The 15,838-nt window shown below is 70.0% G+C and carries 18 protein-coding genes; 13 read left to right on the top strand and 5 right to left on the bottom strand.

What is annotated here, in order from left to right:
* Positions 1-9 precede the first annotated feature (9 nt).
* Genes ACZ69M_RS21045 through ACZ69M_RS21035 form a run of 3 tightly spaced genes read right to left on the bottom strand, consistent with a single transcriptional unit; the run spans position 10 to position 2,100 of the window.
* Positions 10-819 carry an AIM24 family protein gene (locus ACZ69M_RS21045; protein ID WP_470051785.1) on the bottom strand — a complete coding sequence of 270 codons (810 nt, stop codon included), beginning with the start codon at positions 817-819 and terminating at the stop codon, positions 10-12.
* A complete protein-coding gene (locus tag ACZ69M_RS21040) occupies positions 816-1,466 on the bottom strand; it encodes an AIM24 family protein (RefSeq protein ID WP_470051783.1) in 651 nt (216 codons plus the stop codon). The genes ACZ69M_RS21045 and ACZ69M_RS21040 overlap by 4 nt, the downstream gene beginning before the upstream one ends.
* Position 1,467: 1 nt before the next feature.
* On the bottom strand, positions 1,468-2,100 hold the full coding sequence (locus ACZ69M_RS21035) for an AIM24 family protein (RefSeq protein ID WP_470052437.1): 633 nt from the start codon (positions 2,098-2,100) through the stop codon (positions 1,468-1,470).
* 214 nt (positions 2,101-2,314) lie between these two features.
* Between ACZ69M_RS21035 and ACZ69M_RS21030 the strand changes: the two genes are divergently transcribed.
* From ACZ69M_RS21030 to ACZ69M_RS21010, 5 genes are all read left to right on the top strand, one after another.
* Positions 2,315-2,662, top strand: coding sequence for a DUF3817 domain-containing protein (locus tag ACZ69M_RS21030; RefSeq protein ID WP_352051543.1), 348 nt, complete (start codon positions 2,315-2,317; stop codon positions 2,660-2,662).
* On the top strand, positions 2,659-2,952 hold the full coding sequence (locus ACZ69M_RS21025) for an MTH1187 family thiamine-binding protein (protein ID WP_470051780.1): 294 nt from the start codon (positions 2,659-2,661) through the stop codon (positions 2,950-2,952). Before ACZ69M_RS21030 ends, ACZ69M_RS21025 begins: the two co-directional genes overlap by 4 nt.
* 150 nt (positions 2,953-3,102) lie before the next feature.
* The gene (locus tag ACZ69M_RS21020) at positions 3,103-3,852 is read left to right on the top strand and encodes a hypothetical protein (RefSeq protein ID WP_470051778.1); all 750 of its coding nucleotides are present in this window, start codon (positions 3,103-3,105) and stop codon (positions 3,850-3,852) included.
* A 23-nt stretch (positions 3,853-3,875) separates the two neighbouring features.
* Positions 3,876-4,532, top strand: coding sequence for a DUF4166 domain-containing protein (locus tag ACZ69M_RS21015; protein ID WP_470052435.1), 657 nt, complete (start codon positions 3,876-3,878; stop codon positions 4,530-4,532).
* Positions 4,529-5,161, top strand: coding sequence for a TetR/AcrR family transcriptional regulator (locus tag ACZ69M_RS21010; protein WP_470051776.1), 633 nt, complete (start codon positions 4,529-4,531; stop codon positions 5,159-5,161). The genes ACZ69M_RS21015 and ACZ69M_RS21010 overlap by 4 nt, the downstream gene beginning before the upstream one ends.
* A 15-nt stretch (positions 5,162-5,176) precedes the next feature.
* On the opposite strand, the gene ACZ69M_RS21005 is transcribed toward ACZ69M_RS21010, so the two are convergent.
* Complete coding sequence (locus ACZ69M_RS21005; protein WP_470051774.1) at positions 5,177-6,163, bottom strand: ArsR/SmtB family transcription factor; 987 nt, start codon at positions 6,161-6,163, stop codon at positions 5,177-5,179.
* 83 nt (positions 6,164-6,246) lie between these two features.
* On the opposite strand from ACZ69M_RS21005, the gene ACZ69M_RS21000 reads away from it, so the two are divergent.
* From ACZ69M_RS21000 to ACZ69M_RS20985, 4 genes are all read left to right on the top strand, one after another.
* A complete protein-coding gene (locus ACZ69M_RS21000) occupies positions 6,247-7,575 on the top strand; it encodes an MFS transporter (RefSeq protein ID WP_470051772.1) in 1,329 nt (442 codons plus the stop codon).
* Between the two features lie 11 nt (positions 7,576-7,586).
* A complete protein-coding gene (locus ACZ69M_RS20995) occupies positions 7,587-8,096 on the top strand; it encodes a MarR family winged helix-turn-helix transcriptional regulator (protein WP_470051770.1) in 510 nt (169 codons plus the stop codon).
* Between the two features lie 87 nt (positions 8,097-8,183).
* The gene (locus ACZ69M_RS20990) at positions 8,184-8,522 is read left to right on the top strand and encodes a DUF3817 domain-containing protein (RefSeq protein ID WP_095852548.1); all 339 of its coding nucleotides are present in this window, start codon (positions 8,184-8,186) and stop codon (positions 8,520-8,522) included.
* A 74-nt stretch (positions 8,523-8,596) separates the two neighbouring features.
* Positions 8,597-10,297 (top strand): acyl-CoA mutase large subunit family protein, encoded by a 1,701-nt coding sequence (locus tag ACZ69M_RS20985; RefSeq protein ID WP_382119393.1) that lies wholly within the window; start codon positions 8,597-8,599, stop codon positions 10,295-10,297.
* Positions 10,298-10,454: 157 nt separating this feature from the next.
* Here the strand turns inward: ACZ69M_RS20985 and ACZ69M_RS20980 are convergent, their stop codons facing one another.
* On the bottom strand, positions 10,455-11,081 hold the full coding sequence (locus ACZ69M_RS20980; RefSeq protein WP_470051768.1) for a TetR/AcrR family transcriptional regulator: 627 nt from the start codon (positions 11,079-11,081) through the stop codon (positions 10,455-10,457).
* Positions 11,082-11,359: 278 nt separating this feature from the next.
* On the opposite strand from ACZ69M_RS20980, the gene ACZ69M_RS20975 reads away from it, so the two are divergent.
* The 4 genes from ACZ69M_RS20975 (at position 11,360) to ACZ69M_RS20960 (ending at position 15,681) form a co-directional block, all read left to right on the top strand.
* On the top strand, positions 11,360-12,337 hold the full coding sequence (locus ACZ69M_RS20975; RefSeq protein ID WP_352051535.1) for a tetratricopeptide repeat protein: 978 nt from the start codon (positions 11,360-11,362) through the stop codon (positions 12,335-12,337).
* A 658-nt stretch (positions 12,338-12,995) separates the two neighbouring features.
* On the top strand, positions 12,996-13,628 hold the full coding sequence (locus tag ACZ69M_RS20970; RefSeq protein ID WP_067369161.1) for a DUF6230 family protein: 633 nt from the start codon (positions 12,996-12,998) through the stop codon (positions 13,626-13,628).
* 120 nt (positions 13,629-13,748) lie between these two features.
* A complete protein-coding gene (locus ACZ69M_RS20965) occupies positions 13,749-14,372 on the top strand; it encodes a DUF6114 domain-containing protein (protein ID WP_355423415.1) in 624 nt (207 codons plus the stop codon).
* The gene (locus tag ACZ69M_RS20960) at positions 14,362-15,681 is read left to right on the top strand and encodes a hypothetical protein (protein WP_470051765.1); all 1,320 of its coding nucleotides are present in this window, start codon (positions 14,362-14,364) and stop codon (positions 15,679-15,681) included. The genes ACZ69M_RS20965 and ACZ69M_RS20960 overlap by 11 nt, the downstream gene beginning before the upstream one ends.
* Positions 15,682-15,838 lie beyond the last annotated feature (157 nt).

Genomic DNA, 15,838 nt, shown 5'->3' with positions numbered 1-15,838 from the left:
GACTACCGCTCACAGACCGAAGCGACGCTGGAGGTCCCCGAGCTGTCCGGGAAGACGCGGTGTGCCGGCTTGCTGACCGTGCTGCCCCTGGTGACCAGGTACCCCGCCACCGCCGGGCACGCCCGGCTCATGGGGAACGGCCCCCGTGGCCTGCTCGGCCATGAGGACCTCCGTGGACTGCAGCAGGACCGTGCCGGCCCCTACGAACTCGAACTGGTGCTCCTCTCCAGAGGCCCCGCCGAGGCCTGTCAGTGCACGTAGACCGCCCATGAGGCCTGTCATGTACCCGTGGTCGTAGTGATGGCACGGGGACGGGCAGTCGGCCCAGCCGACAAGCGCTTGCGGATCCACCCGGATGGGAGGCTCCATGAACACCACCGGACCGTTAGAGGCCGCCACGAACTTGCCGGTTCCGATCAGCGTCAAAAAGCCCGGCACGATCGATTGCTTGAGCGCGAGACTTGGCTGAAAAGCGAGCAGGTTGCCGGAGCGAATGGTCAGGTTGCCCTCGTCCAAGTCATACGAATTCACGTCGAAGGCCCGGTCGGCGAGGAGCATCTTGCCCGAGCCCTCCGCCACCACCCAGTCGCTCGCGTGCAGAGGCGAATGGAAAGATGTGCGCACGAGACGGTCCAACCGGCCGTGCCCGATGCCGCTGAAGTCCATCGACCCGTAGTAGGCGATCATCTTGCCCTTCTGCAGGAACCACTGGCTCCCCTTGAGCTCCACGCAGAAGGTGTACTTGTTGACGTTGTCGTCGACCGGCAGCGTCATCGGGTCGTAGATCACCGGGCTGCCCGGAGTCCCGTACGCGCTCACAGCTTCTCCTCCGAGGCCTGGACGTACACCGCACCACTGCCGCTCAGCTCCAGCTGGAACGCCTCGCCCGAGCCGCGGCCCACCATGTCGCGCCAGCCGAGCGCCGTGGACAGCTTGTTGCGTACGTCACCGTGGTGCGCCACGTACGCCTGGGGGTCGACGTGGACGGGGCGCTGGGGGGAGATGGGGACCTCGATCACGCCCCCGTGGGCCATCACGGCCACCGCGCCGTGCCCCTTGAGAGTGGTCGTGAAGAGCCCCTGGCCCGTCACCTGGCCGCGGACCATGCCCATGACCCCGCCCTGCGAGCCGAGGAACATCGTGCCCTGCTGGAGGGTGCCGTCGAAGGCCAGCAGCCGGTCCGCCTCGACGTACAGGGTGTCGCCCGCGAGGTTGATCACCTGGATGTGATGGCCGCCGTGCCCGAAGAAGACCGTGCCGCTGCCCTCGACGGTCATCAGCGGGGTGGCCTCGCCCGCGACCCGGCGGCCGATCATCGACATGATCCCGCCCTGGCCGCCCTGGACGTTGGGGGTGAAGGAGACCTCGCCCTTGTAGGCGAGCATCGCGCCGCGCTGACTGAACAGGCGCTGACCGGGCAGGACCGTCGCCTCGATCATCTTGGAGTTCACTTCGCGGAACGGCATGTCACAGGTCCCCCGCGATCGTGTTGCGCTCACTGGGCTGTACGTAGACGAGTCCGTCGCCCTCGAAACGGATCTGGAAGGCCTCGCCGCCGCCCTCGCCCATGAACGTGCGGAAGGTCACGCCGGCCTGGAAGGACTGCCGGACATTGCCCTGGTGCGCGATGTACGCCCCCGGGTCGACCGTCAGCGGGTACTGGGAGCTGACCCGCAGCACCACCGCCGGGCCGTCGGACGTGATCGCCGCCTGGCCGTGGCCCTCGACGGTGGTCGTGAACAGCCCGTTGCCCTGGGAGGCGCCTCTGAGGCCGGTGAAGGACGTGCCCGTCCGCAGGCCCGCGTCGGTCGCGAGCAGGTTGCTCGACTCGACGTACAGCTTGTCCCCCTGGAGGTTCACCAGGTTGATCTCCGAGGCCCGGTCCGCGAACCAGCAGGTCCCCTGCCCCCTCACCTCCATCACCGTCATCTGCTCACCGGTGATGCGCCGGGTCACCATCCCGCGGATCCCCTCCCCACCGCCGCTCAGCTTCTTGAACGCCATCTGACCGTCGTACGCGACCATCGAGCCGTTCTTCGCCTTCACGGCGTCCCCGGTCATGTCGACGGCCAGCACCTTGCTGCCTTGAAGTCGGAACATCGCCACGTGGTGAAGGTAGCGGCAGGGCGGGAACGCGGACAGGGCCCACGGGTGGATCTCACCCCTGAGCGGACCCTTAGGGGCCAAGCGGACATCCCCGCCCCGCACCCCGGGGCGGGGGCGCCGCGGGTCGGGTGCCACAATGGTGGACGCTTGTGCTTACGTTCACAAAGCGGCTCCCCGCCGAAAGCGAATCTCCCACCGAAGGTGACCCGTGGACATAAAGACCGCCACCGCCCTCCGCCGCCTGCGCCTGGTCTCGGCCCCCGAGGCCGTCTCCTTCCTGCTGCTGCTCCTCTGCTCGGTGCTGAAGCGGACCACGGACTTCAACGGGGTGCCCGTCATGGGCTCCCTCCACGGGATCCTCTTCATCCTGTACGTGATCTTCTGGGCGGACGCCTGGAGCCGCACCAAGTGGAGCAAGAAGACGGCGGCTTTCTACTTCGTCCTCTCCGTGCTGCCCACCGGCGGCTTCTTCGCCGAGCGCAAGCTGCGGCGCGAGAGCGAGGACGCGGTCATCGCCTCCCGTGCCCGCCGTGAGGGAGTCGTGGAGTCCTCATGATCGTCGCCTTCTCCGTGACGCCCCTGGGTGTCGGCGAGGACGTGGGGGAGTACGTCGCCGACGCCGTCCGGGTCGTGCGTGAATCGGGGCTGCCGAACCGCACCGACGCCATGTTCACCTCCATCGAGGGGGAGTGGGACGAGGTGATGGACGTGGTCAAGCGCGCCGTCGCCGCCGTCGAGGCGCGGGCGCCGCGCATCTCCGTCGTCCTGAAGGCGGACATCCGCCCCGGTGTGACGGACGGTCTGACCTCCAAGGTGCAGACGGTGGAGCGGCATCTGTCCGCGTAGGGCGTCCGGCGGGAAGACCCGAAACCCCGGTCCAGCAGGCCGGGGTTTTTCGCGCCCGATTGTTTGAGCGATCGCTCAAACCCCGGTAATCTCAGGCGTGATCGATTGAGCGATCGCTCAAAAGTGGTCACTGATCTGGGGGTTCGGTAAATGGGGCTCTACGTAGAGGCACATGTACGAGGCGATCTCGACGACCTGTGGGCACGGACGCAGGACCCCGCGCAGCACCAGCGCTGGGACCTGAGGTTCACCTCCATCGACTACCTCCCGCGCATCGAGGGCGAGCCGCAGCGCTTCCGGTACGCGACCCGGGTGCTGCCCTTCCTGACCGTCGCCGGGACGGGTGCCTGCGCCGGGGAGAAGGAGCGCCCCGACGGCACCCGCACCTCCGCCCTGCGCTTCGCCTCCCCGCACCCGCTCTCCCTCCTCGCCGAGGGCAGCGGCTACTGGCGCTACGTCCCCGACGCCCACGGCGTCCGCTTCCTCACCGGGTACGACTACCGCCCGCGCTGGGGACGCCTCGGAGCCGTGGCCGACCGGCTCCTCTTCCGCCCCCTCATCGGCTGGGCCACGGCCTGGTCCTTCGACCGGCTGCGGATCTGGCTGGAGCGGGGCATCACACCGGAGCGGGCGCTGCGCCACTGGCTCGCCGAGTGCGCCGTGCGCGGCTTCGTCCTGCTGGCCGCCTGCTCGGGCACGGTGTACGGCGCGCTCGTGGACGCGGCGGGCCCGCTGGCGCCGCTCGCCCTCTACTCGACCCCCGTACTGGCCGTCGTCGCCGCCCTCCTGGCCCTCTTCGTGCCCCCGCTGCCCGGCACCCCGGCCGCCCGCCGCTGCCTGCGCACCCCGATCACGCAGGCCCGTGCGCCGCGCGTCCTCGCCACCCTGGAGCAGCGGTGACCCCCTCCATCTTCCGCACGGCGATGGGTGCCGACTTCGACCGTCTCCACCCTGAACTGCGGCGACGCTTCTCCGTGGGACTGGCCGGCGGCGAGGCGTGCACCGGCCGCGGCGTCATGGACCGCGTCTGGCACGGGAGGGGCTTCGTGAAGCCGTTCCTGGCCCTCGGCGGCACCCGCAACATCCTCGTCCCGCGTGCGGGCCGCAACGTCCCCTTCATGATCGAGAATGTGCCCTACGCCGACACCTTCGGCCGTGAGACGGTGAGCTTCGTGCGCACCTTCGACCTGCCCGGCCGCTCCCGCCGCTTCGACGCCCAGATGGTGCTGAGCCCCAAGGGCGACCGCGTCCTCGACTACCTCGGCACACATCAGCACCTCGCCAGCGACCTGCACCTGCGCGCCGAGCCCGACGGTTCCCTGCTGATCCGCTCCGGTGAACACCGCTTCCGGGAGGGCCCGGTGGACGTCCGCGTCCCCGAACTCATCGGCGCCGACGCGGAGGTACGCGAGTCCTTCGACGACTCCACGGGCCGCTTCCACATCCGGGTCCGGGTCGTGAACCGCCACTTCGGTCCGCTCTTCGGTTACGAGGGCAGCTTCCGGGCGACGTACACCGACGTCCGTACCCGCGGGGTGAGGCCCGGGCTGCGGCCCGTCCGCGAGGAGGCGCGCGCGTGAGCGAGGCTACCCGGGCGAAACTCCTGGCGGGCGCCCTGCGGACGCTCACCGAGCAGGGGATCGCGAAGGCCTCGGCCCGTACGATCGCGGCGACCGCCGGGGTCAACCAGGCACTCGTCTTCTACCACTTCGGGTCCGTGGACGAGTTGCTGTCGGCCGCGGTCCGCCACGGGGCGGAGCAGCGGGTCGCGAACTACCGGGAACGGCTCGCCGAGGTCGGGTCGCTGGCGGAACTCCTGGCGTTCGGGCGGGAGATGCACGAGGTGGAGCGGGCCGAGGGGCATGTCGCCGTCCTGGGGCAGCTCCTCGCCGGGGCGCAGACGGACGCGCGTCTGGCGCCCGCGACCTCGGCCGGGCTCGATCTGTGGATCACCGAGATCGAGCGGGTCCTGGTCCGGGTCCTCGCGCCGACCCCGCTCGGCGAGTTCACCGATCCGGCCGGGCTGGCACGTGCCGTCGCCGCGTCCTTCGTCGGCATCGAGCTGTACGAGGGGGTCGACCCCGAGGGTTCCCGGGCCGCCCTCGACGCCCTGGAACAGCTGGCCGCCCTGGTCGCCGCCCTCGACACCCTCGGCCCGGTCGCCCAACGAGCCATCCGCCACCACCTGCGCCGCACCACGCGCGGCTGACCGGGGTGGCGCGGGCTACTGCTCAGGACCCGACGCCAGCGCCATCCCCAGGGGAGTGCGTTCGTACAGGACCTGGTGGCCGTAACGGCGTGAGGTGAGCAGGCCTCCGGCGCGCAGGACCGAGAGATGGGCGGAGACGGACGACGGGGCGAGGCGGAGGCGGTGGGCGAGGGCTGTGGTGGTGGTGGGTTCGTCCAGGGCCGTGAGGACGGTGGCCCTGCCCCGTCCCAGGAGTCGTACGAGGGCGTCGGGGGTGTGGTCGGTCGGTTCGGCCCACAGACCGCCGATGCCGCGGGCGGGGTAGGCGAGCGTGGGCTGCCAGGGGGGATCGAAGGAACTGACCACCTCCGGCCAGATGAAGACACTGGGCACCAGCATCAGGCCCTGGCCCGCGAGGTCCCGCTCGTGCCGGCCCTTCCACTCGATGGTCAGCGTGTGGGAGCGCCAGCCGAACCGGCGGTCGATCTCCGGCAGCAGCCCGCCCAGACCGACCTCCGCGAGCCGCCGCGAGTGGAACGCGATGTCCGCCTCCAGCAGGGCGCGCAGCCGCGGCCAGTCCGGCTCGACGAGCGCGTGCCAGGCCGTCTCCATCAGGTCGGCCAGCTCCTGGACCATGCGCGTCGGGTCCTTCAGCAGCGACCGGCCTCGAGGCGATTCGAGGGCGCCCGGAGTGTCCGCGAGTGACCTCGCGGTCTCCTCTCGGGCCGCCTCGGGGTCGGCCGCGCGGACCGCCGCGATCTCCTTCTCGAAGGTGGCCGCAGCACCGATCGGGGGCGGGCAGAGCCAGTCGGGGCAGTAGCCGCGCTGCGGCATCAGCAGCCACAGCGGCGCGAGGTCGAGTCCGGCGGCGGCCGCGCGGATACGGCGCAGCCAGTGCGCGTGGTAGCCGTGCCGCGCGGGACGGTCGAGCGTGCGGACCGCCTCCTGCGTCTCCCACAGGGGCGACACCGCGAAACGGCAGTTGAGGAGGTCGTCCTCCCCGAAGTGCAGAAGGGAAGGCAAGGAACGGCACCCCTGAAGAACAGAAGATTCGGCTGGAGCCGAAACTCTACGGCCCGGCCCGCCGGGTGCGCACGCTGTTGCCCATGCCGGAAGCAGAGATGGCGGAGACGAAGACCACACCGATGCCGCCCACCCCACCGAACACCCCCGAAGCCACGGGCTACGGCCGAGTCTTCGCCGTACGCGAGTTCCGCGCGGTATTCGCCGCCCACGCGTTCTCGCTGCTCGGGCTCGTGGTCAGCGAGCTCGCCCTGTCCGTCCTGGTCTACGACCTGACGGGCTCGCCCCTGATGAGCGCCCTGACGTTCGCGCTCGGCTTCCTCCCGTACCTCGTCGGCGGCACCCTCCTCGCCGGCGCCGCGGACCGCTTCCCGGCCCGTCGGGTCCTCGTGGTGTGCGACCTGGTGTGCGCGGGCTGCGTGGCCGTCATGGTGGTGCCGGGCGCGCCCATCGCCGTACTGCTGGCCATGCGCTGCGCGCTCGCCGTCGTCTCACCGCTCTTCCAGGGGGCGCGGACGGCGACGCTGACCGACGTCCTCGGCGACGGCGACCTGTTCGTACTGGGCCGCTCTCTCCTGCGGATCGTCTCGCAGGGCGCGCTGCTCGCCGGGTTCGGGCTCGGCGGCGTGCTGCTCACCGTCGTGTCACCGCGCGGCGCGCTGCTCATCACGGTGTGCACCTTCCTGACCTCCGCCGCACTGCTGCGCTTCGGCACCCGGCGACGGCCCGCGCGGACCCGACACGAAGGCGCGCTGGTGCGGGACTCGCTCCACGGAACCCGCCGGATCCTCGCCGACCGGCGGGTACGGGCCCTGCTCCTGCTGTTCTGGGTGCCGCCGATGTTCGCCGTCGCGCCGGAGGCGCTGGCCGCGCCCTACGCCGACGGGCTCGGCGCCGGATCGGCCGGGCTCGGCCTGCTGATGTGCGCCCTGCCGGTCGGCACGATCGCGGGGGAGCTGTTCGCGGGGTCCAGACTGCGGCCCGCCACCCGCACCCGGCTCGCCCTCCCGCTCGTCTGCGTCACCCTGCTGCCCTACGTCGGCTACGTCCTGCGGCCGGGCCTCGGCTGGTCGCTGGCCCTGCTGCTGCTCGCGGGCACCGGATCCGCGTACTCGCTCGGCCTGGACCAGTGGTTCGTGCGGGCCGTGCCCGAGGAGCTGCGAGGGCGGGCGATGACGCTGAACACCGCCGGTCTGATGACCGTCCAGGGGGTGGGGATGGCGCTGTCGGGGGTGGCGGCGGAGTTCGCCGGAGTGCGGGCGACCGTCGCGGGCGCGGGGGTGCTCGGGACCGTCTGCTGCGTACTGCTGGCGGTGGAGGCGCGGCGTACGGAAGGGGCCGCGACCCCCGTCGTGGAGGGGGCCGGGACCGAAAGGCGAGACGGGGCTGACCAGCATATGACCGGCGGGTAAGGTCTTATGCCGTGCCGAAGCCGCTCAGCCTTGCCTTCGATCCCATCGCCCGCGCCGACGAACTCTGGCAGCAGCGCTGGGGATCCGTGCCGTCCATGGCCGCGATCACCTCGATCATGCGCGCGCACCAGATCCTGCTCGCCGAGGTCGACGCGGTCGTCAAGCCGTACGGACTCACCTTCGCGCGCTACGAGGCACTGGTCCTGCTCACCTTCTCCAAGGCCGGCGAGCTCCCGATGTCCAAGATCGGTGAGCGCCTCATGGTGCACCCGACCTCCGTCACGAACACCGTGGACCGGCTGGTGAGGTCCGGGCTCGTCGACAAGCGGCCCAACCCCAACGACGGGCGCGGCACGCTCGCCTCCATCACCGAGAAGGGCCGCGAGGTCTGCGACGCGGCGACCCGCGACCTGATGGCGATGGACTTCGGGCTCGGGGCCTACGACTCCGAGGAGTGCGCGGAGATCTTCGCGATGCTGCGGCCCCTGCGCATCGCCGCGAGCGACTTCGACGAGGAGTAGACGAAAGCAAGAGGAGCACAGGGGCGCAGACGCGCCGGGGCGGGGGTGCTCGTAGATCGCGCAAAAGGGGTCGTTACGCTCATCCCCATGAAGAAGAGCGTGCTGACCCGCTACCGCGTGATGGCCTACGTCACCGGTGTGCTGCTGGTCCTGCTGACCCTCGGTGTGATCGCCAAGTACGTGCTCGACATGAACGGTGCCGTGGACTTCACCCGCGTCGTCGCCATCGCGCACGGCTGGCTGTACGTCGTCTACCTGGTCTTCGCCTTCGACCTGGGCGCCAAGGCGAAGTGGCCGGTGGGCAAGCAGCTGTGGGTGCTGCTCGCGGGGACCATTCCGACGGCCGCGTTCTTCGTGGAGCGGAAGGTCACCCAGGAGCTGGAGTCGAAGATCGCGGAGGACTCTCCGGCGGTCGTCAAGGCGTAACCCCTACCGCCACGGGAGTGGTCCGTGGCGGTTCCCCATCGACATTTACTAGGACGTCCTAGTAAATTCGAAGCATGGACGCTGACGCCATCGAAGAGGGCCGCCGCCGCTGGCAGGCCCGGTACGACACCTCGCGCAAGCGTGAGGCCGACTTCACCACGCTCTCCGGTGATCCGGTGGAGCCGGTGTACGGGCCACGGCCGGGGGACAGGTACGACGGCTTCGAGCGGATCGGCTGGCCAGGCGAGTATCCGTTCACCCGCGGCCTGTACCCGACCGGCTACCGAGGGCGTACGTGGACGATCCGCCAGTTCGCCGGGTTCGGGAACGCGGAGCAGACGAACGAGCGCTACAAGATGATCCTCGCCGCGGGCGGCGGCGGACTGTCGGTCGCCTTCGACATGCCGACGCTCATGGGGCGCGACTCCGACGATCCGCGCTCCCTCGGCGAGGTCGGGCACTGTGGGGTCGCGATCGACTCGGCGGCCGACATGGAGGTCCTGTTCAAGGACATCCCGCTCGGTGACGTCACGACGTCGATGACGATCAGCGGACCGGCCGTACCCGTCTTCTGCATGTACCTGGTCGCGGCGGAACGGCAGGGGATCGACCCGTCCGTCCTGAACGGCACCCTCCAGACCGACATCTTCAAGGAGTACATCGCCCAGAAGGAGTGGCTCTTCCAGCCCGAGCCGCACCTGCGCCTCATCGGCGACCTGATGGAGCACTGTGCCGCGAAGATCCCCGCGTACAAGCCGCTGTCCGTCTCCGGCTACCACATCCGGGAGGCCGGCTCCACGGCCGCGCAGGAGCTGGCGTACACGCTGGCGGACGGGTTCGGCTACGTCGAGCTGGGGCTTTCGCGCGGCCTCGACGTGGACGTCTTCGCCCCCGGCCTCTCCTTCTTCTTCGACGCGCACCTCGACTTCTTCGAGGAGATCGCCAAGTTCCGGGCGGCGCGGCGGATCTGGGCCCGGTGGATGCGGGACGTGTACGGGGCGAAGTCGGAGAAGGCGCAGTGGCTGCGCTTCCACACCCAGACCGCGGGTGTCTCGCTGACGGCACAGCAGCCCTACAACAACGTCGTCCGTACGGCGGTGGAGGCGCTCGCGGCCGTTCTGGGCGGCACGAACTCCCTCCACACCAACGCGCTGGACGAGACGCTCGCGCTGCCGTCCGAGCAGGCCGCCGAGATCGCCCTGCGGACGCAGCAGGTGCTGATGGAGGAGACCGGCGTCGCCAACGTCGCCGACCCGCTGGGCGGTTCCTGGTACGTCGAGCAGCTCACCGACCGGATCGAGGCCGACGCGGAGAAGATCTTCGAGCAGATCAAGGAGCGGGGGCTGCGGGCGCATCCCGACGGGCAGCACCCGATCGGTCCCATCACCTCCGGCATCCTGCGGGGCATCGAGGACGGCTGGTTCACCGGGGAGATCGCCGAGTCGGCGTTCCAGTACCAGCGGGCGTTGGAGAAGGGTGACAAGCGGGTGGTGGGCGTGAACGTCCATCACGGGTCCGTGACCGGGGATCTGGAGATCCTGCGGGTCAGTCACGAAGTGGAGCGGGAGCAGGTACGGGAGTTGGGGGTGCGGCGGGGTGGGCGCGACGACGCGCGCGTACGGGCCTCGCTGGACGCGATGCTCGCCGCTGCGCGGGACGGTTCGAACATGATCGTGCCCATGCTGGAGGCGGTGCGGGCCGAGGCCACGCTCGGCGAGATCTGTGACGTGCTCCGGGACGAGTGGGGGGTGTACACGGAACCGGCGGGCTTCTGACCTGCTCGGGCTCAGCCCCAGACCCCGGGGGCCCTTCTGCGACCGCGGGTGCGTGGGGGCTGGGCGCGCAGTTCCCCGCGCCCCGAAAGGCCTTGGGCCGACCGGTGTTTGAGGGTGAGGTCGGTGACCGTGCCCGATCCACCCCGGCCCGCTCGGGTCAGGTCGTGGTCGGCGTGCCGGTCAGGCCCAGGAGGAGCATTTGGGTGAACGCGCGGACCCAGGCCTCGTCCGCGGGCTCCGCGCTGACGAGTGTGCGATGCACCACCGCCCCCGCGACCACGTCGAAGATGAGGTCCGCCGTACGCGCGGCCACCTCGGGGTCGGACTCCGGAGGGAGTTCGCCGCGCGCGGTGGCCCGGGCCCGCCCCTCCACGACGAGCCGCTTCTGGCGGTCGACGATGGACGTCCGGATGCGTTCGCGCAGCGGCTCGTCACGGGTCGACTCGGCCACCACCGCCATCAGGGCCGTCGCGGTCTCGGGCCGGTTCAGGAGCGCCGCGAACTGAAGCACCACGCCCTCGATGTCGGCGGCGAGGCTCCCGCGGTCGGGGAGCTCCAGTTCGTCGAAGAGGACGGCCACCGCGTCGACCACGAGCTCGTTCTTGCCCGCCCAGCGGCGGTAGAGCGTCGTCTTGGCGACCCCGGCCCGGGTCGCCACGTCCCCCAACGTCAGTTTGGACCAGCCCAGTTCGACCAGCGCCGCGCGCGTCGCCTGCAGGATCGCGGCGTCCGCGGCAGCGCTGCGCGGGCGTCCCGTGCGGGGGGTGGTGGCGCGACTCTGCATGTCAGGACCTTATCCGCCGCCCCGCCCGGCCAAATCAGGCGGTTGTGTGAAGTCGTGAGGGAGATCACCGGGGTATGGCGGACAGGGGAGCCGCTGGGCAGTTACGCTACGAGCCGTAGCGAAAGCTCGTACACAGTGACTCGTGGGCGGGCGGCAACCATGGGCGCCAGGTGGGGACCCGGCGCCCGACAGCACGGATCGAGTCGGGTCGCGTCGTAAAGCGGCCCGGCTTTCACAGCGCTTTTCACACGTGCGCGAGGAAGGGGGAGGATGTACTCATGCAGCCACGGAACATGTCCATGAGCGGAGTCGTCGACCTCGCCGCGGTGAAGGCGGCCCAGGAGGCCAAGGCGAAGGCGGAGCAGGCGCGCGCCGAAGCGGCCAGGCAGGGCGGCGGAGGCGGGGCCGTGTCTCCCGCCGGCCTCGTCATCGATGTCGACGAGGCGGGATTCGAGCGCGATGTCCTTCAGCGGTCCACCGAGGTTCCGGTCGTCATCGACTTCTGGGCCGAGTGGTGCGAGCCCTGCAAGCAGTTGAGCCCGGTACTCGAACGGCTGGCCGTCGAGTACAACGGACGCTTCGTCCTTGCCAAGATCGACGTCGACGCCAACCAGATGTTGATGCAGCAGTTCGGGATCCAGGGGATCCCGGCCGTGTTCGCCGTCGTGGCGGGACAGGCACTGCCGCTCTTCCAGGGTGCGGCGGGAGAGGCGCAGATCCGCGGGACGCTCGACCAGCTCGTCGAGGTCGCCGAGCAGCGCTTCGGCCTGACCGGCCTGACGGTCGACCCCGACGCCGAGCCCGACAGCGCCCCGGCGGTGCACGAGGTGCCGGCAGGGCCCTACGACGCGCTCCTGGAGGCCGCTGTGCAGGCCCTGGACGCGGGTGACTTCGGAGGCGCCGTACAGGCGTACAAGAACGTGCTGAGCGACGACCCGGGCAACACGGAGGCCAGGCTCGGCCTCGCGCAGGCCGAGTTGCTGCAGCGCGTGCAGGGTGCCGACCCGCTCCAGGTGCGCAAGGACGCCGCCGAGAAGCCGAAGGATGTACCGGCGCAGATCGCGGCCGCGGACCTCGACCTGGTGGGCGGGCACGTCGAAGACGCGTTCGGACGGCTCATCGACACGGTGCAGCGCACGGCGGGCGACGACCGGGACGCCGTACGGCTGAGGCTGTTGGAGCTCTTCGAGGTCGTGGGCGGCGACGATCCGCGGGTGATCGCGGCGCGCCGGGCGCTGGCGCGGGCGCTGTTCTGATCGACTCCGGGACCGGGTTCCGCCCGGTGTGCTGACCTGTTCCTAAACGCCAGGGCCTGTGATGCCCAGGTGAAAGATTTGCCGAGAGAGCGGCAGGTGGCCGCGCTTTACCAAAACTTGGTAAACGCGGCCGCTGTTACTGGGAGTAAGTCGAGGGCGTTGTTCTGTCGGATTCTGTCCGTGGATCAACTGTTTTGACGTCACCCTTGGTGCCACCCAGAGTTGCCGACCGATACCGCCGGGTCGTTGTTCGGTTATCCGGCCGTTACTAGCCAGTAACGAACCCCCTTGTGCGGGCGGCCAGAATGCACCACGATCGGCGACGCTCGGTCCATTCCCCCTACTCCGACAGCCAATCGGGTCAAGGGGTTTTCTGGGTCCCCACCGAGTAGGGGCGGCGGCAGTGGCGCCGGCCCTTGGACAGGGGGGTCTCTGCCGTTCGGCGGAGCCTGTCCAGCAGGTTGTGCGTGATGCGTGTCAGGCGCGACCAGTGGTTGTCGCTCGGGGGTGATCGCCGGTGATGTGGGGCGCAGTTGGCGCTCGACGAGTACGGGCGCTCTCCTTCCCGAGGACGTAGCACTTCTCCCATCCCTGCCCGGCTGAGCCGCCGACATGGGTCAGTCAGGGCCAGGAGATGTACGTCCGAGAAGGAGGAAATATGGAGTCCCAGGTGCGTGGCGGGACCAGATGGAAGCGGTTCGCGGTCGTGATGGTGCCCAGCGTGGCCGCCACGGCAGCGATAGGTGTCGCCCTCGCGCAGGGCGCTCTCGCCGCGTCGTTCAGTGTGTCGGGTCAGTCGTTCAAGGTGACGGCGGACTCGCTTCACGGTGAAGGCTTCTCGCAGTACGGAGCCATCGACTCGGGGTACACCCTCGACGGCCAGAAGACGGCTCACCCCGTCGCGGTCTCGGCGTTCAAGTCCGCGTCGATCACCAATATGTGCCAGTCCGTGGTCACCCCGAACATCCCGCTGCTCGGATCGGTCAGTCTGGTCCTGAAGGCGGGCGGCGGTGGCACGCCGGTACAGGCCGAGAACCTGTACATCGACGTCGAGGACCTGCAGGCCGACGCGGTGTTCCACAACATCGACATCGGTGTTGCGGCCAAGGACGCCAGCAAGGGTCCGGGCATTGCCAAGGGTGACCAGGCGAACCCGTACGGATTCGCCCAGCAGGCCGACTCGGCCGACCTGACCGATGTGAAGCAGACGGCGTGGGCGACCACCGCCGGTACGTTCAAGCTCAGCGGCCTGAAGATGTCGCTGTCCAAGGGCGTCAAGGAGTGCTACTAGGCACTCCAGGGGCGGGCGGGGGAGCCGGCAGCTGCCCCGCCCGCCCCACCTTTTCCCGCAGTACGTGAACCACTCAAGCGCGTACGCCACACAGTAAAGCCGTTCCAGGGAGCCGTTTCCATGAGCGCCGAGTCACCCGGGCAGAGCGAGCACTATCTCCAAGTCTTCCGGCGGAACTTCCGTACCTGGAGGGGCGATCGCCCGTTCTGGGCCGGCTTGTTCATCCTGCTCGGCGGCTTCCCCATCGCCTACTTCCCGTACGCGAACCTCCAGATCGGCCATCTGACGCTGGCGATGTCCACCACCGCCGGCGCCGGCTCCCTGATCATCGGCGTGCTGCTCTGGGTCCTGGGCATCAGTCTCTGGTTCCAGAAGCACGTACGGACCTTCGCCGGGGTCGCGGCGATCCTGCTCGCGCTGGTCTCCATCCCGGTGTCCAACCTCGGTGGCTTCCTCATCGGCTTCCTCTTCGCCATGACCGGCGGCGCGATGGCGGTCTCCTGGGTTCCCGGAGAGCCCGGCGAGGAGCAGCGCGCGCCGGTGCACAAGAGCGAGGGCGGCGCCCCGGGCGCCCCCGACACCACCCCGAACACCCCGCACCTGCCGCAGAGCCCGGAGTCCACGGGCATCCAGCACGGTGCCGACAGCGCGGGCCCCGCGGTCGCCGACGAGTCGGGCGAGCCGAAGGACCTGTCAGGAATGAGCTCCGCTCACGGGGCGAACGGGAGGCACAGTGCCGGCTGACGAGGTGACCCGCGGGACCGAGGTGGACGAGTCCCGGGTGAGAACCGGGCCGCGCCACGCGGCCCCGAGGAAGCCGCTGTTCACCAGGTTCCACGTGCCCGCGGGCAAGGCCGTCGCCATCGCGGCGATGCCGACCGCGGTTCTCATGGGGATGGGGTTCACGCCGACACTCGCCCGGGCCGACGACCACTCGCCCGCCAAGAGCCTGACCGCTGACGAGTACCAGAAGTGCGTCGAGGCCGTGGACGGCAAGGACACGTCGGCCAGCCCGACCCCCTCCGCTTCGGCGTCCTCCTCTTCCTCGGCGAGCGCCTCCGCGTCCGCCGACAAGCCCACGCCGACCCCCTCGGCCAGCACGTCCTCGTCGCCGGACAAGACCTCTTCGCCGGATTCAGGTTCCGACGACAAGGCCGGGTCCACGCCGACGCCGTCCGCGAGCAAGTCGGCGCAGAGCAGTGGCGGTGGCAGCGCTTCGACGGCGACCCCGTCGGCCTCCGCGAGCACCGGGGGCGACCTGCTGGGCACCATCGGCGATGCGATCACGGGCATCTTCACCGGCGGCAGCGGCTCCACGTCGAGCGCCACCGCGAGCCCCACGCCGTCGTCCTCCGCGTCCGCCTCGGCGAGCGCGACCAAGGACACCGGCGACAAGACCACGTCCGACACGCTCAAGGACACCACCGGCAAGGTCGCCGACACGGTCAAGAACACCGTGAAGGACACGACCGACACGGCGACCAAGGCGGTCGACGACACCACCAAGGCGGTCAAGGACACGACCGACGCGGTCACCTCGTCCCCCAGCCCGTCCGCGAGCTCCACCACCGACGCGGCGGACTGCCCGGTCGCCACCGACGCCGAGGGCGGCGTCGACAACCCGGTGACCCTGCCCGACGACCCCTGGTACCTGAACGCCAGTTCGCTGCTCCTCAAGGGCGCGGACTACCAGGGCATCGTGAAGGTGAGGACCGCCAACGGCACCGTCAAGAAGGTCCTGAAGTACGTCATCTCCGACGGGACGGACATCGGCGACCTGCACCAGACGGTGAACGACAAGCAGTCCGGCAAGACGTACCACGTGCAGGCCGGCAGCGGTACGACGTCCACCATCCGTGACGGCAAGACGGTGATGTACACCGAAAGCATCTCCGGCAACCTGCTCGGCCTGATCCCGATCACGTTCAGCCCGGACAACCCGCCGCCGCTGAACATCCCGCTGATCTACTTCACCAAGGTGAAGGTCGTTCAGGCCGGCCAGTTCGGCGGCACGCTGACCGTACCCGGGATGCACCAGTACGTGACCGGCTGACGGCCGGTCGCGACCAAGACCCGTTCGGGAGCCGCACAGGACTGTGGCCCGGTTCCTCCGCGCACGCGGAGAGCCGGGCCACAGCCCTGAGCGGAGCAGCTCGCGAACGGGCGCTGGACGCCATGCCGATGAGCCCGGGGGAGGCAGCCGGGCTCGC

This window comes from Streptomyces sp. NPDC107454 (assembly GCF_055582885.1).
Note: the sequence above shows the minus strand (reverse complement) of the source record. Positions and strands in the feature narration are given on the sequence as shown.